The organism is Streptomyces sp. JNUCC 63, from assembly GCF_054366325.1.
Genome location: NZ_CM135963.1, coordinates 2,349,052 through 2,374,671 on the forward strand (window position 1 = coordinate 2,349,052; position 25,620 = coordinate 2,374,671).

The window sequence follows — 25,620 nt, forward strand, 5'->3', positions numbered from 1 at the left end:
CCTTTTGCCGAGGCTCGTTCTTTATGACCGTTTTATCCGGGGCTCGCAAGCGCGTACTCGGTCGGATCCGGGTGTTTGGAAGAGTCCATGCTGACGTGCTGGAATGCCTGAACTGCCCAATGGTCAAAGACGTACCCAGTTGTACCGGGTCGTCGATGGCGGACAGGGTTCTGAGACACTGCGGCACAACGTAGGTGCCGACCGCCGAGAGGTTGTTGGTCGAGTGAGGCGAAGCAAGAACGGCTCCGAGCCGTCGGCCCGGGGCAACTTCACCCCGCCGCCGCGCGGCGCGGCGCCCGCGCATGTGCCCGGTTCGGAGCCGACGGCCGCTCCCGCCCCGAGCGGCGGCCGTTTCTCCCCGCGCAACTGGCGGGTGCCGACCCGGCTGAACGCGATCCTGCTCATACCCGTGCTGGTCGGCCTCGTGATGGGCGGCTTCCAGGTCAAGAGCTCGATCGACACCTGGCAGAACGCCCGGGACGCCGAGAAGACCGCGCGTCTGGTGCAGGCCTCGCTGGCCTACGGCGACGCCCTCTACCACGAGCGTGACGTCAGCGCGGCGCCTCTCCTGCAGGGCAAGGGCCAGAACAACTCGACCGTCGTTCAGGCCCGCCAGGAGACCGACAAGGCCGCCGACGCGTTCAACCAGGCCGCGCAGGACATGCCGCACAAGCCCGGCCTGGACCGCCGGCTGAAGCTGTTCCGCGAGACTGAGCCCTTCCTGCAGAAGCTGCGCGCGGGCGCGTACTCCGGCAAGTTCACCGGCGTGCAGACCGAGGAGGGCTATGTCAAGATCGCCCACCCTCTGATGGAGTTCGCCAACGAGCTCGGCCTGGGCACCGGCAACATCACCTCCTACGGCCGTACCGTCTACGCCATCTCACTCACCAAGGCGGCGCTCTCGCTGGAGCGCTCGATCGGCATGCACCTGCTGATCAAGCCCGGCCCCGACGCCCCCAACCTGGCGAGCCAGCGCGTGGCCCTGTCCTCGTACGCCTACCTCGAGGGCATCGCCATCGAGGAGTACCTCGGCGGCGGCACCCAGGAGGACGCGGACAAGCTGGAGGCTCTGAAGAAGGAGATCCAGGCCAAGGGCGCCACCATGGCCGAGCAGGCCAAGGCCAAGGACCCGAACTACGTGGCCCCGCCGGAGGACCCCACGAAGATGGTCTCGGCCCTGGCCACGCTGCAGAGCACGGACCCGGCCGAGCGCGCCGCGCTCGCCCAGAAGGGCATCACGCCCGAGAACTGGTGGGCGGTCAACACCCTCAAGTACGACGCCTACCGCCAGATCGAGTCGGACATGGCCGACACCGCGGTGAACGAGGCCGCCACCATCGCCGACGACGCCAAGCAGTCGACGTTCATCACCGGCGCGATCGTGGTGGTCGCCCTGCTCGCCGCGTTCATCCTGGCCGGCATGGTGGCCCGCCAGATGAGCCGCTCCATGCGCCAGCTGCGCAACGCCGCCTTCGGCATCGCCGAGCAGCGCCTGCCGATGCTGGTCGACCAGCTCTCGCGCACCGACCCCGGCCGGGTCGACACCCGGGTGGCGCCGATCCCGATCACCTCGACCGACGAGATCGGCGAAGTCGCCCGCGCCTTCGACCAGGTCCACCGCGAGGCCGTCCGGCTCGCCTCCGAGCAGGCCCTGCTGCGGGGCAACATCAACGCGATCTTCACCAACCTCTCGCGCCGCAACCAGTCGCTGATCGAGGGCCAGCTGACCCTGATCACCGACCTGGAGAACAACGAGGCCGACCCGGACCAGCTGGAGAACCTCTTCCGCCTGGACCACCTGGCGACCCGTATGCGCCGCAACGGCGAGAACCTCCTCGTCCTCGCCGGCGAGGAGCCCGGCCGCCGCTGGGACCAGCCGGTCCCGCTGGTCGACGTGCTGCGCGCGGCCTCCTCCGAGGTGGAGCAGTACGAGCGCATCGAACTGTCCGGTGTCCCCGAGGCCGAGATCCACGGCCGCGCCGTGACCGACCTCGTGCACCTGCTGGCCGAGCTCCTGGAGAACGCCACCACGTTCTCCTCCCCGCAGACCAAGGTCCGCGTCACCGCGACCCGTCTCCCCGACGGCCGCGTGATGATCGAGATCCACGACAAGGGCATCGGCCTGACCGCCGAGGACTTCGCGGACATCAACCACAAGCTGGCCAACCCGCCCACCGTGGACGTGGCGATCTCCCAGCGCATGGGCCTGTTCGTGGTCGGCCGCCTCGCCGACCGGCACGGCATCCGCGTCCAGCTGCGCCCCTCCGGCGAGCAGGCCGGCACCACCTCGCTGGTCATGCTGCCGGACGCGATCACCCACGGCGGTGGCGGCGAGCAGGCGCTGGACCAGAACGAGTTCACCGTTTCCCAGATCATCCCGGAGCAGCAGTTCCAGGGTGAGGACTTCGGTGCCCTGCAGCCGATGCGCACCGCCGCGGAGCTCGGCTTCGACGACAGCCAGTACGAGGTCCCGGACGACATCCGGGGGCTGGACCCCGTCAACCGCTCGCTCAAGCGCGAGGAGCGCCGGGCCACCCTGGAGGCGCAGACGCACGGCCGGCAGCAGGGCCCTGAGACGGGCGAGCAGGCCGCCTATCCCGACGAGCACACCGGGCAGCAGCCGTCGTACGACACCGGCCAGATGCCCTACCCGGAGCAGGGCGGATACGACCAGCAGCCGTCGTACGAGGAGCAGCAGTCCGCGTACGACCAGCAGCGGACGGCCTACGACGGGGCGGGACAGCCGTCGTACGACGAGACGTACTACGCGCCGAACGGCGGCCTGCCGGACAACGACTCCTACTCGTCCAACGGTGGTTACCCCGACCCCGCCTACACGGAGTCCGGGCAGCAGGAGCACGCCGCGGCGCCGGAGACGTACGCCGGCTTCCAGGAGCGGTCCTACCAGGACGACTGGCCCCAGCAGGACGGCTACCGGAACGGCTACCCGGACCAGTACGCTCCGGAAGCGGAAGCCGCGCAGGCCGCTGACGGAAACGAGGCGGACCGCGTAGGCTTCGAGCGTCCGGGACCGGCCTCCTCCGCCGCCCACGAGCTGACCGACGCCGGGCTGCCCCGCCGCGGATCCATCGCGAGCGGTTCGAACGGCACGCGGCCCGTGAACCAGGAAGCGCCGTCCCGTACTCCGGAGAGCAGCGACGACAGCAGCTGGCGTTCGGCGAACGACGAGCGCTGGCAGCAGGCCTCGCAACTCCGTAAGCCCAAGGCGGGCGGGGTGACCTCCTCCGGCCTGCCACGGCGGGTGCCCAAGGCCAATCTGGTCCAGGGCACCGCGGAATCGACCCCGCAGGGCGGCCCACAGGTCTCCCGCGCCCCCGAGGACGTCCGGGGCAGGCTGAGCAACCTGCGCCGGGGTGTCCAGCGGGGACGCACCGCAGGAAGTGAAAAGAACGGCCAGGGCTTCGGTCCTGACAGCACCTACAACCAGGAGCGTTAGTGTGAGCCCGATGAGCCAGGCGGCACAGAACCTGAACTGGTTGATCACCAACTTCGTGGACAACACCCCCGGGGTGTCCCACACCGTGGTGGTCTCCGCCGACGGACTCCTTCTGGCGATGTCCGAAGGCTTTCCCCGCGACCGCGCCGACCAGCTCGCGGCCGTCGCCTCCGGTCTGACCTCGCTGACCGCCGGTGCCTCGCGCATCTTCGAGGGCGGCCACGTGAACCAGACGGTTGTGGAGATGGAGCGGGGATTCCTCTTCATCATGTCCATCTCCGATGGTTCGTCCCTCGCGGTTCTCGCACACCCCGAGGCGGACATCGGTCTCATTGGGTACGAGATGGCGCTTCTGGTCGACCGTGCCGGTACGGTCCTGACCCCGGATCTCCGCGCGGAGCTCCAGGGAAGCCTTCTCAACTAACAGACAGACGGTGCTTTTCGGCGTCCCGGGGCCGTAAGGTTTCGGGACGCGGCTTCCCCAGGGATGGGTGCCCGGCACAGTCGGAGGAGGAGAGAAAGTGGCAACACCCCCAGGCGGTTCGTCTTCGGGCAACTGGCCGTACGGCCCTGCCCAGGGCCAGGGCGACGGATCGGCGAACCCGTACTTCCCCTCCGCTCCACACCACCAGCAGCCGTACGCGCCGCAGGGCCCCGGCCCGTCGCCGTACGACCAGCCGCCGGCGCGGCGGATCCAGCCGGTGCAGCCGCAGCGACGCGCCCCTGAGCCGGCGCCCGCCGGGGCGTCGAACAACCCCCTGGTGCGCCCGTACGCCATGACGGGCGGCCGCACCAGGCCGCGGTACCAGCTCGCCATCGAGGCACTGGTGCACACCACCGCGCAGCCGCACCAGATGCAGGGCCAGTTGCCCGAACATCAGCGGATCTGCCATCTGTGCCGCGAGATCAAGTCGGTGGCCGAGATCTCGGCCCTGCTGTCGATCCCGCTCGGCGTGGCCAGGATCCTCGTCGCCGACTTGGCGGAGGCGGGCCTGGTCGCCATCCATCAGCCCGGCGGCGACGAGAACGCCGGTGGCCAGCCAGACGTGACACTGCTCGAAAGGGTGCTCAGTGGACTTCGCAAGCTCTAGCGGCGGTCCTTCCCGCTCCACCACCTCCGCCAAGATCGTGGTGGCGGGCGGCTTCGGCGTGGGCAAGACCACGTTCGTCGGCGCCGTCTCGGAGATCAACCCGCTGCGCACGGAGGCCGTCATGACGTCTGCTTCGGCGGGCATCGACGACCTCACCCACACCGGGGACAAGACCACCACCACGGTGGCCATGGACTTCGGCCGCATCACGCTCGACCAGGACCTGATCCTGTACCTGTTCGGCACACCCGGCCAGGACCGGTTCTGGTTCATGTGGGACGACCTGGTCCGCGGCGCCATCGGCGCCATCGTCCTGGTCGACACCCGGCGCCTGGCCGACTGCTTCCCGGCGGTCGACTACTTCGAGAACAGCGGCCTGCCCTTCGTCATCGCCCTCAACGGGTTCGACGGCCAGCAGCCGTACAACCCCGACGAGGTCCGCGAGGCCCTGCAGATCGGCCCGGACACCCCGATCATCACCACCGACGCCCGCCACCGCGCGGACGCCAAGTCGGCGCTGATCACTCTGGTCGAGCACGCCCTGATGGCCCGACTGCGGTAGCGCTCCGCCCGGTCGACGAAGGGGGCGTCCCCTCCCCGCGGGGAGGGGACGCCCCCTTCGTCGTTCCGTGGAGGACGCGCGAAAGGGGCCCACCCGGGCGGGTGGGCCCCTTGGGGAGCCGGACGGGCTCAGTGCCAGCTGTGCGGGGCGCGGAAGCCGCTCTCCCGTTCCAGCCGGCGCCAGCCGGCCTTGGCGCGGCCGCGGTGGGTGAGGGTCGTGTCGGCGGGGCGGGCCGCGGCGCGGGCCAGGAGGAGGGCCGTGATGGCGGCGACTTCCTCGGGCTCGGCGTGGCCCTTCTCTACGCGGATGTCAACGTTGTCCATGAGTGGGTCTCCGTGACTGAGTTACTGCGGCGGGTTGCCGTGCTTGCGGGAGGGCAGGTCGGCGTGCTTCGACTGCAGCATCGCCAGGGACTTGATCAGGACCTCGCGGGTGTCGGCGGGGTCGATGACGTCGTCCACCAGGCCGCGCTCGGCCGCGTAGTAGGGATGCATCAGCTCGGCCTTGTACTCCTTGACCATCTTCTGACGCATGGCCTCGGGGTCCTCCGCCTCGGCGATCTGGCGGCGGAAGATGACGTTGGCCGCGCCCTCGGCGCCCATCACGGCGATCTCGTTGGTCGGCCAGGCGTAGGTGAGGTCGGCCCCGATGGACTGGCTGTCCATGACGATGTAGGCACCTCCGTACGCCTTGCGCAGGATCAGCGAGATCCTCGGCACGGTGGCGTTGCAGTAGGCGTAGAGCAGCTTGGCGCCGTGCCGGATGATTCCACCGTGCTCCTGGTCGACGCCGGGCAGGAAGCCGGGTACGTCCAGAAGGGTGACGATCGGGACGTTGAAGGCGTCGCACATCTGCACGAAGCGGGCGGCCTTCTCGCTGGCCTCGATGTCCAGGACGCCCGCCAGCACCTGGGGCTGGTTGGCGATGATGCCGACGACCTGGCCGTCGAGGCGGGCCAGCGCGCAGATGATGTTGCGCGCCCAGCGCTCGTGGACCTCCAGCACCTCGCCGTCGTCGACGATCTCCTCGATGACCTTGGCCATGTCGTAGGGCCGGTTGCCGTCGGCCGGGACCAGGTCCAGCAGGACGTCGGAGCGGCGGTCGGCGGAGTCGGAGCAGTCCACCCGCGGCGGGTTCTCCCGGTTGTTCTGCGGCAGCAGCGACAGCAGGTACCGCACCTCGGCGATGCAGGTCTCCTCGTCGTCGTAGGCGAAGTGGCACACGCCGGAGGTCTCGGCGTGCACGTCCGCGCCGCCCAGGCCGTTCTGCGTGATCTCCTCGCCGGTGACGGCCTTGACCACGTCCGGACCGGTGATGAACATCTGCGAGGTCTCGCGGACCATGAACACGAAGTCGGTGAGCGCGGGGCTGTAGGCGGCGCCGCCCGCGCACGGGCCGAGCATCACGCTGATCTGCGGGATGACCCCGGAGGCCTTGGTGTTGCGCTGGAAGATGCCGCCGTAGCCGGCCAGCGCGCTGACGCCCTCCTGGATCCGGGCGCCCGCGCCGTCGTTGAGGGAGACCAGCGGGGCACCGGCCGCGATGGCCATGTCCATGATCTTGTGGATCTTCGTGGCGTGGGCCTCGCCCAGCGCGCCGCCGAAGATGCGGAAGTCGTGGGCGTAGACGAAGACCGTGCGGCCCTCCACCGTGCCCCAGCCGGTGATCACACCGTCGGTGTACGGCTTCTTGGCCTCCAGGCCGAACCCGGTCGCCCGGTGCCGGCGCAGCTGCTCGACCTCCTGGAAGGAGCCGGGGTCCAGGAGCAGTTCGATCCGCTCCCGCGCGGTCAGCTTGCCCTTGGCGTGCTGCGCCGCGGTCGCCTTCTCGCTGGGGCCCGCCACCGCCTGCGCACGGATCCCGTGCAGTTCGGCGACCCGCCCGCGCGCGTCCGCCGGCTCGCCGGCCGGCTCACCCTTCGTCTCTTCCAAAACGGTCATGTAGTGACCTTACGAAGGACACCAAGGAAAGCGGGCCGTCGACTCCGTACAGTCTCCGGCCCGTTTTCCTGGTACCACTGAACAGAACCTGGGCGTGTTGCAGCCTTTCCGACTGTTCAGAGGGCGTCGGCCTTGTAGGGGTGCCACAAACCGGGGTCGCGAGAGCCCCCTCATATTCAGGTGGGCAGATGCCATCCCCCGGGTGACGGCGCGCCCGTCCGGTCAGCAGCCGCCGCAGTTGTAGTACAGGACGTCCCAGTGGTTGCCCTCGTCGGCGTAGATGTTGCCGGAGCCGGACCGGTACTGCGGGGCGCCGTCACCGCGCAGGCCGATGTAGGCGAAGTTGTTCTTGATGTAGTTCGTGACGCAGGTGTTCTTGCCGTAGTCGAGCTTGTAGCCGTTCCAGTGGGAGTAGGTGCCGGAGGCGTGACCGGTCTCCGTGCCGCCGGTGATGTTGAGTGCGCAGCCGCTGGCGCGCTTGAGGGTCTGGGCGCCCTGCGCGGTGGAGAGGTTGAGCTGCTCGAAGGACGTACAGGTCGAGACGTTGCGGTTGGAGCAGTTGCCGGAGGAGGACCAGGTGATGCCCACCTGGCTGAACATCTGGGTCGCGGTCGCGTGGCTGATCTTGGTGACGGCGACGGCGGCATCGGTGGCCGTACCGACGGCGACGGCGACGGCGGCCGTGCCGACGACGGCGGCACCGGGGGCGACGACGAGCGCGAGGGCGGTGACGGCGGCGCGGACCTTGGTGACCCTGCCGGCCTGGATGACCTTCATGGGGGAACCCTTCCTGCTGTTGGCCGTGTTCTTCATGGGGCGGCTGTGCAGGTGGTGCAGGGAGATGGTGCCCGAGTTCTACGCGCGTCCGCCAGAGGGCGGACGCGGTGACTCTGTGCGACCCGGAGAATACAGGCCCAATGATGTTGAAAGTCGAACGAAATAAGTCTATGGTCGTAGGCGTTGAGCAACTTGAATGTTCAACATCCTTGGCGCCCCCTCCGCGCCGAGCGACCGTTCGTCTACAGAGGAGCACATCATGGGCATCTTCAGCCGCAGGAACGACACCGCCGAGAACACGTCCGCCCCCGCCGCCGTGAACCCGGCCCTGGCCGCGCTGACCGGTGAGTACACGATCGACCCGGCGCACTCCACGCTCGGCTTCGTCGCGCGGCACGCCATGGTCACGAACGTCAAGGGCAAGTTCAACGAGTTCACCGGTGTACTCCGCCTGGACGGTACCGACCCCTCCGCCTCCACGGCCTCCATCGACGTGAAGATGGAGAGCATCGACACCGGCTCGGCGGACCGCGACGGCCATCTGAAGAGCGCGGACTTCTTCAAGATCGACGAGTTCCCGGAGATGACCTTCCGCTCCACCAAGGCGGAGGCCCTGGGCGGCGACGACTACCGCATCACCGGCGACCTGACCATCCTCGGCGTCACCAAGCCGCTCACCATCGACCTCGAGTTCAACGGCTCCGCCAAGGACCCCTTCGGCAACGAGCGCGTCGGCTTCGAGGGCAAGGCCGAGATCGTGCGCTCCGAGTGGGGCCTGACCTGGAACGCGGCCCTGGAGACGGGTGGCTTCCTGGTCTCCGACAAGATCAAGCTGAACTTCGACATCTCCGCCATCAAGAACGCCTGACGGGCGCGGGTCCTCAGAACCCGCCCCAGTCCCCGCCTCCCCCGCCGAAGTCGCCGCCTGAGCCGAAGTCCCCTCCCCCGCCGAAGTCGCCGAAGTCGGACGGGTTGAAGTCCGCGCCGGAGACATCGCCTCCCTCGTAGCCGCCGCCGTAACCGTCATGGGCGCCGAAGTCGCCGTAGCCGGTGCCGTAGTCGGCCGCGTAGGCCGGGGTGGCCATCATGCTGCCGAGCAGAGTGCCCACCAGGAGGCCCGGGAGGAGACCGCCGCCGAAGTAGCCTCCGGCCCAGGGGCCGTACGCGGGGCCGGCGTCCCAGTAGGGGCGGCGGCCCCGGTCCGTGTCCACCTCACGGATCTGCGGGTCGCGGCCGTCGGCCAGGCGGACCCGGTCGGCGGCGCAGACCGGGACCTGGCGGGGTGCCCCGCCCGGGGGCGTCCACGTCGCGTCGGCGACCGAGGGGCCATGGCGCGGGTCGAAGAAGCAGGGCGGGCGGCGCTCGGGCAGGGGACGGCCCTCACGCCGGGCGGCCAGCTGGGCGAGCGAGAAACGGCCGTCCTCCAGGGCCTCGGTGACAGCCCGCACGTCCTCCGGCCTGCGGGCGTCGGCCATGTACTGCTTGGCCTGCTCGTAGGCGTCCAGCGCCCGCTCGTAGTCCGCGCGCATGGCGTCGTCCGCGCCGGCCTCCGCCGGGTGGAAATCGAGGCGGTCGAGTTCCTCGCCGAAGGCGGTGATGTCCTCGTCCACGACGACCCGCAGCTTCTCCAGCGCGGCCCGCTGCTCCGCCTCCCGGCGGCTCTGGCCGCGCCTGACCAGGGCGTACGCACCCACACCGCCCGCCACCAGGACCGCGCCGGCGGTGATCAGCGCGGTGGTGGACACCGTGCCGCCGTGCCCGGTGCTGCCCCAACTGGAGGGGGCCGAGCCGCCCATGTTGGCCAGGGCCCGGTTGGTGAAGTCGGTGAGCTGTGCCCTGGTGTCCTCGCCCTGGACGCTGGTGACGAGGTTCCGCACGGCGGTGCGCGGCAGCACCGAGGCGTCGGCGCGGGCGTCGAAGCGGTCACCGAGGCGCACGGCGTACGCGCCGGTGACGCCGGTGGCGGTGCGCAGATCGGTGAACAGGTTCCGCGTCGGATAGTTCGCGGGCAGGACCGCGATGAACAGGGGTTTGTCCGCGTCCTTGATCTGCCGGCTGAGCGTGGCCGCTTCGGCCGGCGGCAGTTGGGCGGACGCGGCCGGATCGACGTACACGGGGCCCCTGCGGAGCGCTTCGGCGACCGTCGAGATGCTGGTGGCCGCCTCCGCCCGGGGTGCGCCCGTCGACAGTACGGCCACGACGGCGACCGCGAGCGCCATCAGCAGTCGCACAGGAACTCGGGTCAGGGCGACGGCCTTCATGCTTCGAAGCTACCTGAACCGGCAGAAAAGGGTTATTCGCGGCCGGTGCAGCGCCGGGCCGGCGGCTCCTGGTGGCCGTATCGTCGGGGGCATGACCACACCGCGGGACCTGTTGATCCTCAGCCTGGACGTGCCGTCCGACCGCCCCGTCGAGCAGGGCGACCTGTCGCTCGCGCTGGCGGGCGCCGAACTGGTCGACCTCCTCGCCGCCGGCGCCGTCACCCTGGACGGCGACCGCATCGTGCCCGTCCCCCGGCAGGGCACGGGGGACGGCCTCCTGGACCAGGCCGGGGCGGCGCTCAGGGAGCAGCCGCCGTACGAGTCCGTCGAGGACTGGCTGTGGCGCCGGGGCGAGGGCCTGGCCGTGGCCTACGTCGACGCACTGGAGGCGGACGGGCACCTCACCGGGCGGCGGCACCGCTGGATGCCCGCCCGCGGCGGCCGGACGACGCCCGTCGACTCACCGGAGCGGCGCGAGGCGGCCGAGCGCTGGGCCTCCCACGATCCCGTCATCGCCGGGCTCGCGGCAGCCGTGGGCATCGAGGCCCGTCCCGGTGAGGAACTCGCGGCGCCGGACGATGACGCCCTGGTGACCGTGCTGGCCGCCGTCAACGGCGCGGTGACGGAACTGGAGGCCGTACGGCAGCGGAGGCGCATCGAGAACGTCGCCTTCGACAACATCTGGCGCGCCCCCTGACGACTGCCGGCCGGCGGGCTACCGGATCGGCCGGCCGATGCCCAGCGGATTCCCCTCGCTGTCCCGGAACCAGGCGCCGCGCTCCCCGCGTGCGCCCTTGCTCGGGTAGTTCCCCTCGATTTCGGCGATCCCGTCCGTGGTACGGAAGCCGGGCACGTCGGCCTCCTCGAGGACGACACCGCGCCGCCCGAGCTCGGCCACGGTCGCCTCGAGGCCGTCGGCCTCCCACGCCATCCGGGTGAACGTGCCCGGCGAGGCTCCGGTCGAGCGGAACACCACGAAGTGGGTTCCGCCGCACCGGTACAGCGGCCCGCCGGGCCGTTCCTCGGCGGGCCGCAGCCCGAGCTTGTCGGCGTAGAAGCGCCGCGCCCGGTCCAGGTCCCGGGCCGGCAGCCGGGTCGTCACGTGTCCCCGGGCCGGCGGGCCGCTGTCGTCCGTGTCCATCCCCCCGCTGTGCCGTGGCCGGTGGCCGAAGGGGTGGGCGGAGGCGTCCGTTCGACTACTGCGCCGGTTCCACGCCGGCGCGCAGCAGGCCGTAGGCGTACGCGTCCTCCAGGGCCTGCCAGGAGGCGGCGATCACGTTGTCGGCCACGCCCACCGTGGACCACTCGCCCTGGCCGTCCGAGGTGGAGATGAGGACGCGGGTGGTGGAGGAGGTGCCGTGCTTGCCCTCCAGGATGCGGACCTTGTAGTCGACCAGACCGATGCTGGCCAGCTCGGGGTAGATCTTCTCCAGGGCCACGCGCAGGGCGCGGTCGAGGGCGTTGACCGGGCCGTTGCCCTCGGCGGTGGCGACGATGCGCTCGCTCTTGGCCCACAGCTTGACGGTGGCCTCGTTCGCGTGGGTGCCGTCGGGGCGGTCCTCGACGATGGCCCGCCAGGACTCGACGTCGAAGTACTTCAGGGGCCTGCCCTCGGCCTCGGCGCGCAGCAGCAGTTCGAAGCTGGCGTCGGCCGCCTCGTAGGTGTAGCCCTTGAGTTCGCGCTCCTTGACCCGCTCGACGACGCGGCCGACGAGCTCGCGGTCGTCGCCGAGGTCGATGCCGAGTTCTCTGCCCTTGAGCTCGATGGACGCGCGGCCCGCCATGTCGGAGACCAGCATGCGCATGGTGTTGCCGACCTGCTCGGGGTCGATGTGCTGGTACAGGTCCGGGTCGACCTTGATCGCGGAGGCGTGCAGGCCGGCCTTGTGGGCGAAGGCGGAAACACCCACATAGGGCTGGTGGGTGGAGGGCGTGAGGTTGACGACCTCGGCGATGGCGTGCGAGATGCGGGTCATCTCGCGCAGCCGGCCCTCGGGCAGCACCCGCTTGCCGTACTTCAGTTCCAGGGCCGCCACGACCGGGAAGAGGTTGGCGTTGCCGACGCGCTCGCCGTAGCCGTTGGCGGTGCACTGCACGTGGGTGGCGCCCGCGTCGACGGCGGCGAGGGTGTTGGCGACCGCGCAGCCGGTGTCGTCCTGGGCGTGGATGCCGAGGCGGGCGCCGGTGTCCGCGAGGACGGTGGAGACGACCGCGTTGATCTGGGCGGGCAGCATGCCGCCGTTGGTGTCGCAGAGGATCACCACGTCCGCGCCGGCCTCGGCGGCGGCCCGTACGACGGCCTTGGCGTACTCGGGGTTGGCGCGGTAGCCGTCGAAGAAGTGCTCGCAGTCGACGAAGACGCGGCGGCCCTGGGAGCGCAGGTGGGAGACGGTGTCGCGGACCATCTCCAGGTTCTCCTCCAGGGTGGTGCGCAGGGCCAGTTCCACATGCCGGTCGTGCGACTTGGCGACCAGGGTGATCACCTCGGCGCCGGAGTCCAGGAGTGCCTTGACCTGGGGGTCGTCCGCCGCCTTGCCGCCGGCCCGGCGGGTCGCGCCGAAGGCCACGAGCCGGGCGTGCTTGAAGTCGATCTCCTCCCGGGCACGGGCGAAGAACTCGGTGTCCCGCGGATTGGCGCCGGGCCAGCCGCCCTCGATGAAGCCCACGCCGAAGTCGTCCAGGTGCCGAGCGATGGCCAGCTTGTCGGCGACCGTGAGGTTGATGCCCTCGCGCTGGGCGCCGTCGCGCAGGGTCGTGTCGAAGACGTGGAACGAATCGTCGAGCTGGCTGGTTGCGGTCATGGTCTCAAGGCTCCTGTTGCAATCTCGGTCTTACCGGAATGACCGGCTCCACCGTCCCCCCAATAGTCCCTTGCGCTGCGATTCCGGCTGAAGGTGGGCCAGGAAAACGAAAAACCTCTCGCGGGTGCGAGAGGTCTGCGCGCGGGTCGAGGACGACGGTGGCCGCCCGCACCTGGTCGTACGTGGCGGTCACTGCGGACCGGCGCGCCTGCTGCCAATAATCATGGCGAACGAGAGCACGGGGGAAGTGTGGCACAAGTCCGGCGTCCTACGCACAGCGTCTCAGGATGCGGTCGTCACGCTGGACGCCTCAGGTGGCGTACGACACGTCCGGGACACCGCGGGTGTCGTGCGTCACGCGTCCGCGCGCCCGGACCGGCCCAGGGACTCGTCGAGGAACTCCCGTACGTGACGGAGGATCTGCTCCCGGCCGGTGCCGCGCAGGCCGATCGCCACGTGGATGGAGAAGCCGTCGAGCAGGGCGCGCAGCCGGGTGGCGAAGCGGTCGGCGTCGACCGGGCGGAACTCGCCGCGTGAGACGCCCTCGGCGACCAGGGCGGCCAGGTCCCGGTGCCAGGCGCCCTCGATGGCGGCCTGCCGGTCGCGGGCGTCCTCGCCGGCGTTCAGCGAGCGGTTCCACACCTCCAGCCACAGTGTCCAGTGCGGGTCCCAGTGGCCGTCGGGGACGTACAGGTCGACGTAGGCGTCGAGCCGTTCGCGGGCCGGGGCGCCGCGGGTCAGCAGCCGCCCGCGTTCGGCCCCGAGCCGGCTCTCGCTCCACTCCAGCGTCTGCAGGAGGAGTTCGTCCTTGGAGCGGAAGTAGTACAGCAGATGGCCGCTGCTCATCCCGAGCTCACGCCCGAGCGCCGCCATGGTGAGCTTCTCCAGACCGCGCTCGGCGATCATCTCCATGGCGGCGGCGAGGACCTTCTCGCGCGGCGGCGCGTTCCTGCGCGCCCGTGCCGCACCGGCCATCCGCGACTCCTCGTGCGTGGTCAGACCTTCGGCTGCTGCTGGGTGACGCAGTGGATGCCACCGCCACCGGAGAAGATCGTACGGGCGTCCACCAGGGTCACCGTCCGGTCGGGGAAGAGGCGGCGGAAGATGCCGGCCGCGAGCTCGTCGCGGGGGTCGTCGAAGGCGCAGAGGACGACGCCGCCGTTGCAGAGGTAGTGGTTGATGTAGGAGTAGTCGGCCCAGCGGCCGTCGGCCTCCAGGGCGGTGGGGGCGGGGACCTCGATCACCTCCAGGCGGCGGCCCTGGGCGTCCGTCGCCGACTTCAGGATGCCGATGACCTCCTTGGTGACCTCGTGGTCGGGGTGGGCCGGGTCCGGCTGGTGGTGGGCGACGACGACGCCCGGGCGGGCGAAGGCGGCGACGATGTCGACGTGGCCGAGGGTGCCGTAGCCGTGCGGGGGGTAGTCGCCGGTGAGACCGCGCGGGAGCCAGATGGCCCTGCTGGTGCCGAGGTGGGCGTGGATCTCCGCCTCGACCTGCTCCTTCGTCCAGTGCGGGTTGCGTTCGGGGCCGAGCTGCACGGTCTCGGTCAGCAGGACCGTGCCCTCGCCGTCGACGTGGATGCCGCCGCCCTCGTTGACGAGCTTCGAGGCGTACGTCCTTGCCCCCACCAGGTCCGAGACGTACGCGGCGATCTTCGCGTCGTGCTCCCAGCGGGCCCAGTCCTGGGCGCCCCAGCCGTTGAACGTCCAGTCGACGGCGGCGAGTTCACCCTTGCCGTTGGTCAGGAAGGTGGGGCCGATGTCGCGCATCCAGGCGTCGTCGAGGTCGCGTTCGACGGTGTCGACGTCCTCGCCCAGCAAGGCGCGGGCCTCGGCCGACTGACCCGGTCCGCAGACCACCGTCACCGGTTCGAAGCGGCGGACGGCGCGGGCCACCGACGCCCAGGCGGCGCGGGAGGCGGCGAGGTCGTCGGGGGTGTCGAAGGTCGGGTTGGGGCCCGGCCACGCCATCCAGGTGCGCTCGTGCGGCGCCCACTCGGCGGGCATGCGGAAGCCGTCGGCGGCGGGGACGGTCATGTCGTGGGTCCTCACAGGAAGTACAGGCGGTTGAGGGAGACCGCGTCGGCGGGCTCGGAGCGGATCGGGTCGCCGTCGAGGGTGACCAGGCCGGTGCGCTGGTCGACGTCGACGGATCCGGTGCGGGAGTTCAGGCGCAGGTCGGCGGGGCCGATGCCGCGGGTGCCGCGTACGGCGACCCTGCGCCGCCGGGTGGGCATCCGGTCGTTGCCCTGGTCCACGGCGGCCTGGGCGACGAACGCCACCGAGATCTCGGCCGGGGTGGCGCCGTGCGCGCCGAACTGCGGGCCGAGGACGAGGGGTTCGCAGGTGTCGGTGGCCGCGTTGGGGTCGCCCACCACGCCGTACGCCGGGAAGCCCGCCTTGAGGACGAGCTGCGGCTTGGCACCGAAGAACTCGGGGCGCCACAGCACGATGTCGGCCAGCTTGCCGGTCTCGAGGGAGCCGACCTCGTGCGAAAGCCCGTGCGCGATGGCCGGGTTGATCGTCAGCTTGGCGATGTAGCGCAGCACGCGCGCGTTGTCGTCGTCCGGGCCGTCCCCGTCGGCCGGGCCCAGCTCCGCCTTCATCTTCCCGGCCATCGCGAAGGTGCGGCGCACGGTCTCGCCGGCCCGGCCCATGCCCTGTGCGTCGGAGGAGGTGATGCCGATGGCGCCCAGGTCGTGCAGCACGTCCTCGGCGCCCATGGTTCCGGCGCGGATGCGGTCGCGGGCCATGGCGGCGTCACCGGGCAGGTCGGTCTTCAGGTCGTGGACGGAGACGATCATGCCGTAGTGCTCGGCGACCGCGTCCCTGCCGAAGGGCAGGGTGGGGTTGGTGGAGGAGCCGATGACGTTCGGGACTCCGGCCATCTTCAGCACGTTGGGGACGTGTCCGCCGCCGCAGCCCTCGATGTGGAAGGCGTGGATCGTGCGCCCCTCCAGGACGCGCAGGGTGTCCTCGACCGACAGGCACTCGTTCAACCCGTCGCTGTGCAGGGCGACTTGGACGTCGTGCTCCTCGGCGACGCGCAGCGCGGTGTCCAGCGCCCGGGTATGGGCGCCCATGTCCTCGTGCACCTTGAAGCCGGACGCGCCGCCCTCGGCGAGGGCCTCGGTCAGGGGAGCTTGTGAGGACGACGAACCGCGCCCCAGGAAACCGATGTTGACCGGCCAGGCGTCGAACGCGCCGAACGCGTGCCGCAGCGCCCAGGGCGAGTTGACGCCCACGCCCCACACCGGCCCGAACTCCTGGCCGATGACGGTGGTCACGCCGGAGGCGAGCGAGGCCTCCATGATGCGCGGCGACAGCAGGTGCACATGGGTGTCGACGGCACCGGCGGTGGCGATCAGCCCCTCGCCGGACACGATGGACGTACCGGTGCCGACGACCACGTCGACGCCGTCGAGGGTGTCGGGGTTCCCGGCCCGCCCGATGGCGTGGATGCGGCCCTCGCGGATGCCGATGGACACCTTCCGGATCCCCTGCGCGGCGTCGATCACGACGACGTTGCTGATCACCACGTCACAGGTCTCGCGGACCGCGGCCGCCTTGAGGTGCAGGCCGTCGCGTGCGGTCTTGCCGAAGCCGGCGAGGAACTCGTCGCCGTACTTCTGCGCGTCGGACTCGACCCGCACCACCAGCCCGGAGTCGCCGAGGCGGATGCGGTCGCCGGCGCGGGGGCCGTGGGTGGCGGCGTATGCGTACGGATCGATGCTCATCGGTCTGCTCCCAGGTATCCGCAGGCGGCGGCCCTGCGCAGGGCCTCCTCCTTGGCGCCCGGCGTGTCCAGGGGCCCGTCGACCAGCCCGGCGAAGCCGATCGCGACGCGCTCGCCGCCGATCGGCACGAGGCCGACCTCGACGCTCTCCCCCGGCGCGAACCGCACGGACGACCCGGCGGGCACGGCGAGCCGCATGCCGTACGCCCGCGCGCGCGGGAAGTCGAGGCGCGGGTTGGCCTCGAAGAAGTGGAAGTGGGAGGTGACGGAGACGGGCACGGTCGCGGTGTTGGCGACCGTGATCCGCACGGCCGCTTCCGGCTCGGCGTGCCCGGGTCCGGGCAGCAGCGCGCCCGGACCCCGGTCGCCCAGGGAGCCGCCCGCGATGGGGTCGGAGACCACCGCGAGCCGTGAGCCGTCGTCGAACACGGCCTCGACGTGCACCTCGGTAACCACGTCCGCGACACCGGGCAGGACGTCGTCGGGGCCGAGCACCGCGCGGGCGCGCTCGATCGCCTCGGCGAGCCGGGCGCCGTCGCGGGCGGCCTCGCACACCGTGTCGGCGATCAGGGCGGTGGCCTCCGGCACGTTGAGCCGCAGCCCGCGGGCCCTGCGGGCACGGGCCAGCTCGGCAGCCGTGAACAGCAGCAGCCGGTCACGCTCGCTGGGCGTCAGTCTCACGCCGCGGCACCTCCTTGCCTTCCTCGTTTAGAACAGCACTCTAAGCATGAGGCTCATGTATGGGAAGGATTGGGTACCCTACGCCTACGTCACATTGAACGGCGTTCCAGCCTCCTCGATCGAGCGGTCGGCCGGAAGCGCGTCAGGGCCGCCGCGGACGAGAAGTCCGCGGCGGCCCTGACCGTCGAAGGGGAAGCTTCAGCCGAGCTTGTGCATCCAGCCGTGCTTGTCCTCGATGACGCCGCGCTGGATGTCCAGCAGGGCCTGGCGCAGCTTCAGGGTGACCTCGCCGGGCTCGCCTCCCGACTGCTGCCACTCGGCGCCCGCGCGCTTGACGGTGCCGACCGGGGTGATCACGGCGGCCGTGCCGCAGGCGAAGACCTCGGTCAGCGTGCCGCTCTCGGAGTCGCGCTGCCACTGGTCGATGGAGACGCGGGCCTCCTCGGCCTCGTAGCCGAGGTCGCGGGCGACCGTCAGCAGCGAGTCACGGGTGACGCCCTCCAGGATCGAGCCGCTGAGAGAGGGCGTGACGATCTTGTCGCCGTAGACGAAGTACAGGTTCATGCCGCCGAGTTCCTCGACCCACTTGTGCTCCACGGCGTCGAGGTAGCAGACCTGGTCGCAGCCCTTGGCGGCGGCCTCGGCCTGGGCGAGCAGGGAGGCCGCGTAGTTGCCGCCCGTCTTGGCGTCTCCCATGCCGCCGGGGACGGCGCGGACGCGGTCCTCGGAGGCCCAGATGGAGACCGGCTTCACACCGCCGGGGAAGTACGCGCCGGCCGGGGAGGCGATCACGAGGAACAGGTACTCGTTGGCGGGCTTGACGCCCAGCCCGACCTCGGTGGCGATCATGAACGGGCGCAGATAGAGGGACTCCTCGCCGCCGTGCGCGGGCACCCACGCCTTGTCCTGCTGGACCAGGACGTCACAGGCCTCGATGAACGTCTCCACGGGCAGCTCGGGCATGGCCAGCCGGCGGGAGGAGGCCTGGAAGCGCAGGGCGTTCTTCTCCGGGCGGAAGGTGGCGACCGAGCCGTCGGGCCGGCGGTAGGCCTTCAGGCCCTCGAAGATCTCCTGCGCGTAGTGCAGGACGGTGGTCGCCGGGTCGAGGGAGATCGGCGCGTACGGAACGAGCTGGCCGTCGTGCCAGCCCCGGCCCTCCGTCCACCTGATCGTCACCATGTGGTCGGTGAAGTGGCGGCCGAACCCGGGGTTGGCCAGGATCTTCTCGCGCTCCGCGTCGGAGAGCGGGTTGGCCGAGGGCTTGAGCTCGATCGTGGGCGTCGTCATGAGTGAGTGTCCTTCACCGGGTTGTAGTGACGGGCCGCGCTCACGCCCGTACGGCCGGTGGCCAGTGCTAGGACGTCCGAACATTTCCTCATACCGCGGCTCCGCGTTCGATTATCACGCGGCGCCGACGGCGGAAGAAAACGGGGTGAATGCGGCCCAGGGATTGATGGTGGCACCCGGCGGTGGACAGGGGGAAGCCGCCGGGCGCGGATGCGACCCGACGGCTTCGAGGATTTCGATCGGCGCTGGGGGCACCCCCTGCACGGAGTGCTTGGGAGAGGGTCAGCCCGCTACTCGTACGCGGAGCGCGTCGCCGATCTCGGAGGTGCTGCGCGCGGGCAGCGCGCCGCGCTCCGCGAGGTCGGCGGAGACCGCGTCCTCGATCCGGGTCGCCTCGGCCTCGTAGCCGAGGTGGCGCAGCAGCAGGGCGACGGACAGGACCGTGGCGGTGGGGTCGGCCTTGCCCTGGCCGGCGATGTCCGGGGCCGAGCCGTGGACGGGCTCGAACATGGACGGGAACTCGCCGGAGGGGTTGATGTTCCCGCTCGCGGCGACGCCGATGCCGCCGGAGACGGCCGCGGCGAGGTCGGTGATGATGTCGCCGAAGAGGTTGTCGGTGACGATGACGTCGAACCGCTCGGGCTGGGTCACCAGGTAGATCGTGGCGGCGTCGACGTGGATGTACTCGGTGGTGACCTCGGGGTATTCCTCGGCCACCTTGTTGAAGATGTTCGTCCACAGGTGACCCGCGAAGGTCAGCACGTTGTTCTTGTGGACCAGCGTGAGCTTCTTGCGCGGGCGGGCCTGGGCGCGGGCGAAGGCGTCGCGGACCACGCGCTCGACACCGTAGGCCGTGTTGACGGAGACCTCGGTGGCGACCTCGTGCTCGGTGCCCTTGCGGATGGTGCCGCCGTTGCCGGTGTAGGGGCCCTCGGTGCCCTCGCGGACGACGACGAAGTCGATCTGCGGGTCGCCGGCGAGCGGGGTGGCGACGCCGGGCAGGAGCTTGCTCGGGCGGAGGTTGACGTGGTGGTCGAAGGCGAAGCGGAGCTTGAGCAGGAAGCCGCGCTCCAGGACGCCGGAGGGCACCGACGGGTCGCCGATCGCGCCGAGCAGGATGGCGTCGTGCCGCTTGAGCTGCTCCAGGTCGGCGTCGGTGAGGGTCTCACCGGTGGCGTGGTAGCGCCGGGCGCCGAAGTCGTACTCCTTGGTCTCCAGCTTCACGTCCTGCGGGAGGACGGCGGTCAGGACCTTCAGGCCCTCGGCCACGACCTCCTGGCCGATGCCGTCACCGGGGATCACTGCGAGATTGATGCTGCGAGACATGTCGGCACCCTACTCCTCGTCCCATGAGATGACACGCCGCGTCCGCGATATGGACGCCCGGACGGAGGAGGGCGGAGGTGGGTGAGGTACGGCTCAGTGGCCGGTCTCGCCGCCGTTGTCGCGGCGGTCGAGGGCGCGCTGGAGGGCGGCGGCGGCGTTCTTGCGGTCGGACTCGCTCGCACGGGAGGTGTGGCGGACGCGGCGGCGGACGGCAGTTGCGGCCATGGGGCATCGACTCCTTCGGCACACGCGGAGTGCGGAAAGCGCAAGAGGGTGGAAGACGCCGGAAGGGGCGGGAAGCGGTGCCGCAGGGGTGTCCTGCACAGGGGCCCGGCTCACGACCGCCATTCGCTTGATCGAGCGAGACGTTCGGCTTCTACAAAGCTAAGTGAGGAGCGGGCGCCTGTCTCCACAATTACTCGGACTTCCTACTATCTGAGACGGTGGATTGGGTCACACTCTCCTGACCTGCGCTTTCTCCTCACCCGGCCAGGTCAGAGAACATCCCCGTCACGCCAGTCGAAGACCAGCTCGGCATCCGCCTCGACCGCGGGCCACACATACACGGCCCCCTCCTCCTCACGCAGCCGCACCACGCCGTCCGGACCCAGCGCACAGATCCGCCCGCCCCACACCCGCCAGCCGCGGGCCTCGTACAAACGGGCCCCGTCCTCGGTCGCGGACAGCGCCCCGAACGCGTACGCACGCGTGACGACCCCCTCCAGCACGGCCATCACCCGGCCACCGATCCCGGCCCGCCGCGCCTCCCGCCGTACCGCCACCCCCTCGACATACCCGACCCGCACCCACCGCCCCCGGTACCGCACCCGTCGCATCACCACGGCCCCGTGCCCGGCGAGCCCACGCCCGTCGGACACGAGCACATGGACACCCCCCAGGGTGTGGTCCCAGTCCTCGTCCCCGAGGCCCCCCTCGAAGGCGTCGTCCAACAGCCCGCGGACGGCACGGAGTTCGGCGGGGGTGAGGTCGGCGGTGTGGGCGGTGCGGACGGTGACGGCCATCGGACCAGTATTCCGGGCGGTCCCGGTATGACGCCGCCCCCGGCCCGGAGAAATGCGTTCGGGACGGAGGCGGAGTTCAGGGGTGCCGCGCAGGGGTCAGCCCATGTGCGGGTAGGTGTAGTCGGTCGACGGGACCAGGGTTTCCTTGATGGCCCGGGTCAGGGTCCAGCGCATCAGGTTCTGCGGGGCGCCGGCCTTGTCGTTGGTGCCGGAGGCGCGGCCGCCGCCGAAGGGCTGCTGGCCGACCACGGCGCCGGTCGACTTGTCGTTGATGTAGAAGTTGCCGGCCGCGTAGCGCAGCTTCTCCATCGTGTACGCCGCCGCCGCACGGTCGCCCGCGACGACCGAGCCGGTGAGGGCGTAGTCCGACACCGACTCCATCTGGGTCAGCATCTCGTCGTACTTGTCATCCTCGTAGACGTACACCGCGAGGATCGGGCCGAAGTACTCGGTGGTGAAGACCTCGTTCTCCGGGTCGGTGCACTCGATGACGGTCGGGCGGACGAAGTAGCCGACCGAGTCGTCGTAGGTGCCGCCCGCCACGATCGTGCAGGTCGGGTCCTCCTTGGCCCGGTCGATCGCGGCCTTGTTCTTCGCGAAGGAGCGCTCGTCGATGACCGCGCCGATGAAGTTCGACAGGTCGGTGACGTCACCCATCGTCAGGTAGTCGACCTCGGAGGCGAACTCCTCCTTGAAGCCGGAGTTCCAGATGGACGCCGGGATGTACGCCCGGGAGGTCGCCGAGCACTTCTGGCCCTGGTACTCGAAGGCACCGCGGGTCAGGGCGGTCTTCAGCACCGCGCGGTCGGCCGACGGGTGGGCCACCACGAAGTCCTTGCCGCCGGTCTCGCCGACCAGGCGCGGGTAGGAGCGGTACTTCTCGATGTTGTTGCCGACCGTCTTCCACAGGTACTGGAAGGTCTTGGTCGAACCGGTGAAGTGGATGCCGGCCAGGTCACGGTGGTTCAGGGCGACCTCGGAGACCTCGATGCCGTCACCGGTCAGGAGGTTGATGACGCCCTTGGGCAGACCCGCCTCCTCCAGCAGCTGCATGAGCAGTACGGCGGCGTGGGTCTGGGTCGGGGACGGCTTCCAGATCACCACGTTGCCCATGAGGGCCGGCGCGGTGGGCAGGTTGGCCGCGATCGCCGAGAAGTTGAACGGCGTGATCGCGTAGACGAAGCCCTCCAGCGGACGGTGGTCCAGACGGTTCCACACGCCCGGGGAGTTGGCCGGGGGCTGCTCGGCCAGGATCTGGCGGGCGTAGTGCACGTTGAAGCGCCAGAAGTCGACCAGCTCGCAGGGGCTGTCGATCTCCGCCTGCTGCGCGGTCTTGGACTGGCCGAGCATCGTGGAGGCGGCGATCGTCTCGCGCCACGGGCCGGACAGCAGTTCGGCGGCGCGCAGGATGATCGCGGCACGGTCGTCGAAGGACATCGCACGCCAGGCCGGAGCCGCGGCGAGGGCGGCGTCGACGGCGTCCTGGGCGTCCGCCTTCGTGGCGTTGCGGTAGGTGCCGAGGACGGCCTTGTGGTTGTGGGGCTGGACGACCTCGAAGGACTCGCCGCCGCCCATGCGCTTCTCACCGTTGATGGTGCAGGGCAGGTCGATCGGGTTCTCGGCCAGCTCCTTGAGCTTGACCTCCAGCCGGGCGCGCTCGGGAGAGCCGGGAGCGTAGCCGTGCACCGGCTCGTTGACGGGGGTGGGGACCTGGGTCACAGCGTCCATGTGATCCGAACTCCTTGACTTGAGCGGTGTGTTGAGCGTGTGGTGGGGGCTCAGCCCTTGCTGACCATCGAGCGGACGAAGAAGCGCAGGTTCGCCGGCTTCTCCGCCAGTCGGCGCATGAAGTAGCCGTACCAGTCGGTGCCGTAGGCGGTGTAGACGCGCATGCGGTGGCCCTCGGCGGCCAGCCGCAGGTGCTCGTCGCTGCGGATGCCGTACAGCATCTGGAACTCGTACTCGGCCGGCTTGCGCCGGGCCCTCCGGGCGAGTTCCTGGGCGATGCTGATGATCCGCGGATCGTGGGAGCCGATCATCGGGTACCCGTCGCCCTCCATCAGGATGCGCAGGACGCGGACGTACGCCTTGTCGATCTCGTGCTTGTTCTGGTGAGCGACCTCGGCGGGCTCCTTGTAGGCGCCCTTCACCAGGCGCACCCGGCTGCCGTTCGCGGCGAGGCGGCGGGCGTCGGCCTCGGTGCGGAAGAGGTAGGCCTGGATGACGCAGCCGGTCTGCGGGAAGTCCTTCCGCAGCTCCTCGTGGATGGCGAACATCGAGTCGAGGGTGGTGTGGTCCTCGGCGTCCAGCGTGACCGTCGTACCGATGGCGGCGGCGGCCTCGACGACCGGGCGGACGTTGGCGAGGGCCAGCTCGTGCCCGTTCTCCAGCGCCTGGCCGAACATCGACAGCTTCACGGACATCTCGACCTTCGGGCCGAGCCGCAGCTCCTTGATCCGGTCGATGAGCCCCAGGTACGCGTCGCGCGCGGCGGCGGCCTGCGCGGGGGTGGTGATGTCCTCGCCGACCACGTCCATGGTCAGCTCCAGGCCCCGGCCGGTCAGGTCCCCGATGATCGGGACGATGTCGTCCACGGTCTCACCGGGGATGAAGCGGTCGACGACCTGCTTGGTCACCGGGGCCGCCGAGATCAGGCGTCGCATCCGGTCGCTGCGCGACGCGGCAAGAATCACGGGACCCAGCACGGGGCACCTCCAAACAAGGTGAACAAGGCCGAAACCCGATGGTTCGGGGCGGCACGGAGAACCACCGTGAAAGTAAAGGATTCTTCAGGTCGTCGGCCATCGACAGCTGTCACGCATCCGTGCCCTGGATCTCAGACAGTTGTATGAAGGCCCTGGGGACATGCGGGAGAATGCCCGCGTGACGGCCGACAACAAGGGTGACTACCAGGAGCTGGTCGACGAGATCTCGGAGCTGCTCGGCGCGCCGGCCACGCTGGAGAACCGGAACTTCGAGCTGATCGCCTTCGGCGCCTACGACAGCGAGGGCGACCTGGACCCGTCGGCCCTGGACCCGGTGCGCACCCGCTCGATCCTCACCCGCCGCTCCACGGCGGCGGTCCGCCGCTGGTTCGAAAGCTTCGGCATCACCCGCGCGACCGGGCCGGTGCGGATCCCGCGGACTGTGGAGGCGGGCGTGTACCGGGGACGGATCTGCCTTCCGGTACGCCATCGGGGTGTCGTCCTCGGCTACGTCTGGCTCCTGGACTACGACCCGGGACCCACCGAACAGCAGCTGGCCGCCGCCATGCGGGTGACCGGACGGATCGGCGCCCTGCTCGCGGACGAGGCCCAGCACGGCGCGGACCTCACCCGGGAGCTGCGGGCGGCGCTGACCGCCGAGCGGGGGTGGCCGCGGGACATGGCGGTGGCGGAGCTGCGTACGGCCCTGGGGGTCCGCGCGGACGGTCCGCACACGGTGGTGTGTGTGGCCCCCTGGCCGTCGGCCGACCCGGACGACGCCCCGTCGGTGCGCGCCCTGCCGGGCGCCAGGGCGCTGTGCACGGTCCCCTGGGGAACCACCGACCAGAGCCTGGCGCTGCTGGTCCGGCTGCGCTCCACGGACACGCTGACACCGGCGGTGTCGGCGGCGGCGCGGCTGCTGGAGGGGGCCGGCGGGACAGGACCGGCCGACGGTACCGCTGCCGGTGGGGTCGCCGCCGGGGTCTCCGCCGCCCGGGTCGGGCTCGCCGAGCTCGGTACGGCCTGGGCGGAGGCGTCGGCGGCCGCGCGGGCCGCGCTGGCGGAGCCGCGGCTGGGTCCTGTGGCGCAGTGGGCGGCGATCGGGCCGTACCGGCTGCTCACCGGCCTGCCGCCGGAGGCCGCCCACGACCCCGCCCTGCACGACCTCCTCTCCCCCGCCCATCGGGAGCTGGCCCGCACCGCCGAGGTCTACCTCGACTGCGCGGGCCAGGCCGGCCGCACCGCCGCCGAGCTGGGCATCCACCGCCAGACCCTCTACTACCGCCTGTCGCGGGTGGAGCGGCTCACCGGCCTCGACCTGGACGACGGCGAGGACCGCCTGCTGCTGCACATGGCACTGAAGGCGGCGCGGCTCTAGGAACTGCGCCCGGTCCCCGCGATGACCCGGCGCAGTCCCTCCGTCAACTGGTCCGCGTCGGTCGCGGAGTCCGGGTCGAAGAGCCACTGCACCATGAGCCCGTTGAGAAGGGTCTGGTAGAAGCGGCCCTCCGTGTTGATGGTCTGCTTGTCGAGCTCGTTCTCCGGGATGCCGGTGAACAAGGACACCAGGCCCGAACGCCCCTCCCGCTGAGCCTCGCCCAGCAGCCGGCGCACCTGGGGAACCCGGTCCCCCTGGAGGACGAGCTCAAAGCTCAGCAGCCAGATCGCCCGCGACTCGGGGAGCGAGCGGATGACGTCCGCCCACACCTGCTGGAAGCGCTCCAGCGACCCGAGGGGCGCCGCCACCTCGCCACCCGTGGCACCCCAGCCGGGGCCCGTACCCGCCGCCACGTCTTCGATCAGCGAGACGTACGCCTGGACCAGCAGCGCGTCCTTCGATCCGTAGTGGTAGCCGATCGAGGCGAGGTTGGCCCCCGACTCCTTGACGATGTCGCGCGCGGTCGTGCGCACGAACCCTTTCTGCAACAGGCAGCGCTTGGCGCCCTCGAGGAGGTCCTCACGGTGTCCCATGCCG

24 protein-coding genes are annotated in these 25,620 nt (G+C 70.6%); 7 read left to right on the plus strand and 17 right to left on the minus strand.

What is annotated here, in order from left to right; translation table 11 throughout:
• Positions 1-223: 223 nt before the first annotated feature.
• From ACX25U_RS10525 to ACX25U_RS10540, 4 genes are all read left to right on the plus strand, one after another.
• Positions 224-3,457: a nitrate- and nitrite sensing domain-containing protein gene (locus tag ACX25U_RS10525; protein ID WP_454390876.1), complete on the plus strand. Its 3,234-nt coding sequence runs from the start codon at positions 224-226 to the stop codon at positions 3,455-3,457.
• A 10-nt stretch (positions 3,458-3,467) separates the two neighbouring features.
• Positions 3,468-3,881: a roadblock/LC7 domain-containing protein gene (locus ACX25U_RS10530; RefSeq protein ID WP_189419756.1), complete on the plus strand. Its 414-nt coding sequence runs from the start codon at positions 3,468-3,470 to the stop codon at positions 3,879-3,881.
• Positions 3,882-3,978: 97 nt separating this feature from the next.
• Positions 3,979-4,548, plus strand: a complete 570-nt coding sequence (locus ACX25U_RS10535; RefSeq protein ID WP_454390878.1) for a DUF742 domain-containing protein — start codon at positions 3,979-3,981, stop codon at positions 4,546-4,548.
• On the plus strand, positions 4,529-5,110 hold the full coding sequence (locus tag ACX25U_RS10540) for a GTP-binding protein (protein WP_009314218.1): 582 nt from the start codon (positions 4,529-4,531) through the stop codon (positions 5,108-5,110). Before ACX25U_RS10535 ends, ACX25U_RS10540 begins: the two co-directional genes overlap by 20 nt.
• A gap of 128 nt (positions 5,111-5,238) precedes the next feature.
• Here ACX25U_RS10540 and ACX25U_RS10545 read toward each other — a convergent pair whose 3' ends face one another.
• From ACX25U_RS10545 to ACX25U_RS10555, 3 genes are all read right to left on the minus strand, one after another.
• Complete coding sequence (locus ACX25U_RS10545; RefSeq protein WP_454390880.1) at positions 5,239-5,433, minus strand: acyl-CoA carboxylase epsilon subunit; 195 nt, start codon at positions 5,431-5,433, stop codon at positions 5,239-5,241.
• A gap of 21 nt (positions 5,434-5,454) precedes the next feature.
• Positions 5,455-7,050, minus strand: coding sequence for an acyl-CoA carboxylase subunit beta (locus ACX25U_RS10550; protein ID WP_454390882.1), 1,596 nt, complete (start codon positions 7,048-7,050; stop codon positions 5,455-5,457).
• 222 nt (positions 7,051-7,272) lie between these two features.
• Positions 7,273-7,827: a hypothetical protein gene (locus tag ACX25U_RS10555; RefSeq protein ID WP_454394199.1), complete on the minus strand. Its 555-nt coding sequence runs from the start codon at positions 7,825-7,827 to the stop codon at positions 7,273-7,275.
• A 259-nt stretch (positions 7,828-8,086) separates the two neighbouring features.
• On the opposite strand from ACX25U_RS10555, the gene ACX25U_RS10560 reads away from it, so the two are divergent.
• Positions 8,087-8,695 (plus strand): YceI family protein, encoded by a 609-nt coding sequence (locus tag ACX25U_RS10560; RefSeq protein WP_454390884.1) that lies wholly within the window; start codon positions 8,087-8,089, stop codon positions 8,693-8,695.
• A gap of 13 nt (positions 8,696-8,708) precedes the next feature.
• Here the strand turns inward: ACX25U_RS10560 and ACX25U_RS10565 are convergent, their stop codons facing one another.
• On the minus strand, positions 8,709-10,088 hold the full coding sequence (locus ACX25U_RS10565; protein ID WP_454390886.1) for a hypothetical protein: 1,380 nt from the start codon (positions 10,086-10,088) through the stop codon (positions 8,709-8,711).
• Positions 10,089-10,179: 91 nt separating this feature from the next.
• Between ACX25U_RS10565 and ACX25U_RS10570 the strand changes: the two genes are divergently transcribed.
• Positions 10,180-10,785 carry a GOLPH3/VPS74 family protein gene (locus tag ACX25U_RS10570; RefSeq protein ID WP_454390888.1) on the plus strand — a complete coding sequence of 202 codons (606 nt, stop codon included), beginning with the start codon at positions 10,180-10,182 and terminating at the stop codon, positions 10,783-10,785.
• Positions 10,786-10,803: 18 nt separating this feature from the next.
• Here the strand turns inward: ACX25U_RS10570 and ACX25U_RS10575 are convergent, their stop codons facing one another.
• The 12 genes from ACX25U_RS10575 to ACX25U_RS10630 form a co-directional block, all read right to left on the minus strand.
• Positions 10,804-11,229, minus strand: coding sequence for a VOC family protein (locus ACX25U_RS10575; protein WP_454390890.1), 426 nt, complete (start codon positions 11,227-11,229; stop codon positions 10,804-10,806).
• Between the two features lie 55 nt (positions 11,230-11,284).
• The gene (gene cimA, locus ACX25U_RS10580; protein ID WP_454390892.1) at positions 11,285-12,889 is read right to left on the minus strand and encodes a citramalate synthase; all 1,605 of its coding nucleotides are present in this window, start codon (positions 12,887-12,889) and stop codon (positions 11,285-11,287) included.
• Positions 12,890-13,243: 354 nt separating this feature from the next.
• A complete protein-coding gene (locus ACX25U_RS10585) occupies positions 13,244-13,864 on the minus strand; it encodes a TetR/AcrR family transcriptional regulator (RefSeq protein WP_454390894.1) in 621 nt (206 codons plus the stop codon).
• Between the two features lie 20 nt (positions 13,865-13,884).
• Positions 13,885-14,925, minus strand: coding sequence for an agmatine deiminase family protein (locus ACX25U_RS10590; RefSeq protein WP_454390896.1), 1,041 nt, complete (start codon positions 14,923-14,925; stop codon positions 13,885-13,887).
• An 11-nt stretch (positions 14,926-14,936) separates the two neighbouring features.
• Positions 14,937-16,625 carry an urease subunit alpha gene (locus ACX25U_RS10595; RefSeq protein ID WP_454390898.1) on the minus strand — a complete coding sequence of 563 codons (1,689 nt, stop codon included), beginning with the start codon at positions 16,623-16,625 and terminating at the stop codon, positions 14,937-14,939.
• A complete protein-coding gene (ureA, locus tag ACX25U_RS10600; protein WP_454390900.1) occupies positions 16,622-17,305 on the minus strand; it encodes an urease subunit gamma in 684 nt (227 codons plus the stop codon). The genes ACX25U_RS10595 and ureA overlap by 4 nt, the downstream gene beginning before the upstream one ends.
• Before the next feature lie 198 nt (positions 17,306-17,503).
• Positions 17,504-18,592, minus strand: a complete 1,089-nt coding sequence (locus ACX25U_RS10605; protein ID WP_454390902.1) for a branched-chain amino acid aminotransferase — start codon at positions 18,590-18,592, stop codon at positions 17,504-17,506.
• Positions 18,593-18,874: 282 nt separating this feature from the next.
• Entirely contained in the window at positions 18,875-19,918 is a 1,044-nt protein-coding gene (locus ACX25U_RS10610) for a 3-isopropylmalate dehydrogenase (protein WP_454390904.1), read from the minus strand.
• A 93-nt stretch (positions 19,919-20,011) separates the two neighbouring features.
• Complete coding sequence (locus tag ACX25U_RS10615) at positions 20,012-20,143, minus strand: hypothetical protein (protein ID WP_107428693.1); 132 nt, start codon at positions 20,141-20,143, stop codon at positions 20,012-20,014.
• A 269-nt stretch (positions 20,144-20,412) separates the two neighbouring features.
• On the minus strand, positions 20,413-20,940 hold the full coding sequence (locus tag ACX25U_RS10620) for a GNAT family N-acetyltransferase (protein WP_454390906.1): 528 nt from the start codon (positions 20,938-20,940) through the stop codon (positions 20,413-20,415).
• 96 nt (positions 20,941-21,036) lie between these two features.
• A complete protein-coding gene (pruA, locus tag ACX25U_RS10625; protein ID WP_454390908.1) occupies positions 21,037-22,668 on the minus strand; it encodes an L-glutamate gamma-semialdehyde dehydrogenase in 1,632 nt (543 codons plus the stop codon).
• Between the two features lie 50 nt (positions 22,669-22,718).
• Positions 22,719-23,645: a proline dehydrogenase family protein gene (locus ACX25U_RS10630; RefSeq protein ID WP_454390910.1), complete on the minus strand. Its 927-nt coding sequence runs from the start codon at positions 23,643-23,645 to the stop codon at positions 22,719-22,721.
• 160 nt (positions 23,646-23,805) lie between these two features.
• Between ACX25U_RS10630 and ACX25U_RS10635 the strand changes: the two genes are divergently transcribed.
• Positions 23,806-25,023: a PucR family transcriptional regulator gene (locus ACX25U_RS10635; RefSeq protein ID WP_454390912.1), complete on the plus strand. Its 1,218-nt coding sequence runs from the start codon at positions 23,806-23,808 to the stop codon at positions 25,021-25,023.
• On the opposite strand, the gene ACX25U_RS10640 is transcribed toward ACX25U_RS10635, so the two are convergent.
• The gene (locus ACX25U_RS10640; RefSeq protein WP_454390914.1) at positions 25,020-25,616 is read right to left on the minus strand and encodes a TetR/AcrR family transcriptional regulator; all 597 of its coding nucleotides are present in this window, start codon (positions 25,614-25,616) and stop codon (positions 25,020-25,022) included. The genes ACX25U_RS10635 and ACX25U_RS10640 overlap by 4 nt on opposite strands.
• Positions 25,617-25,620: the final 4 nt, after the last annotated feature.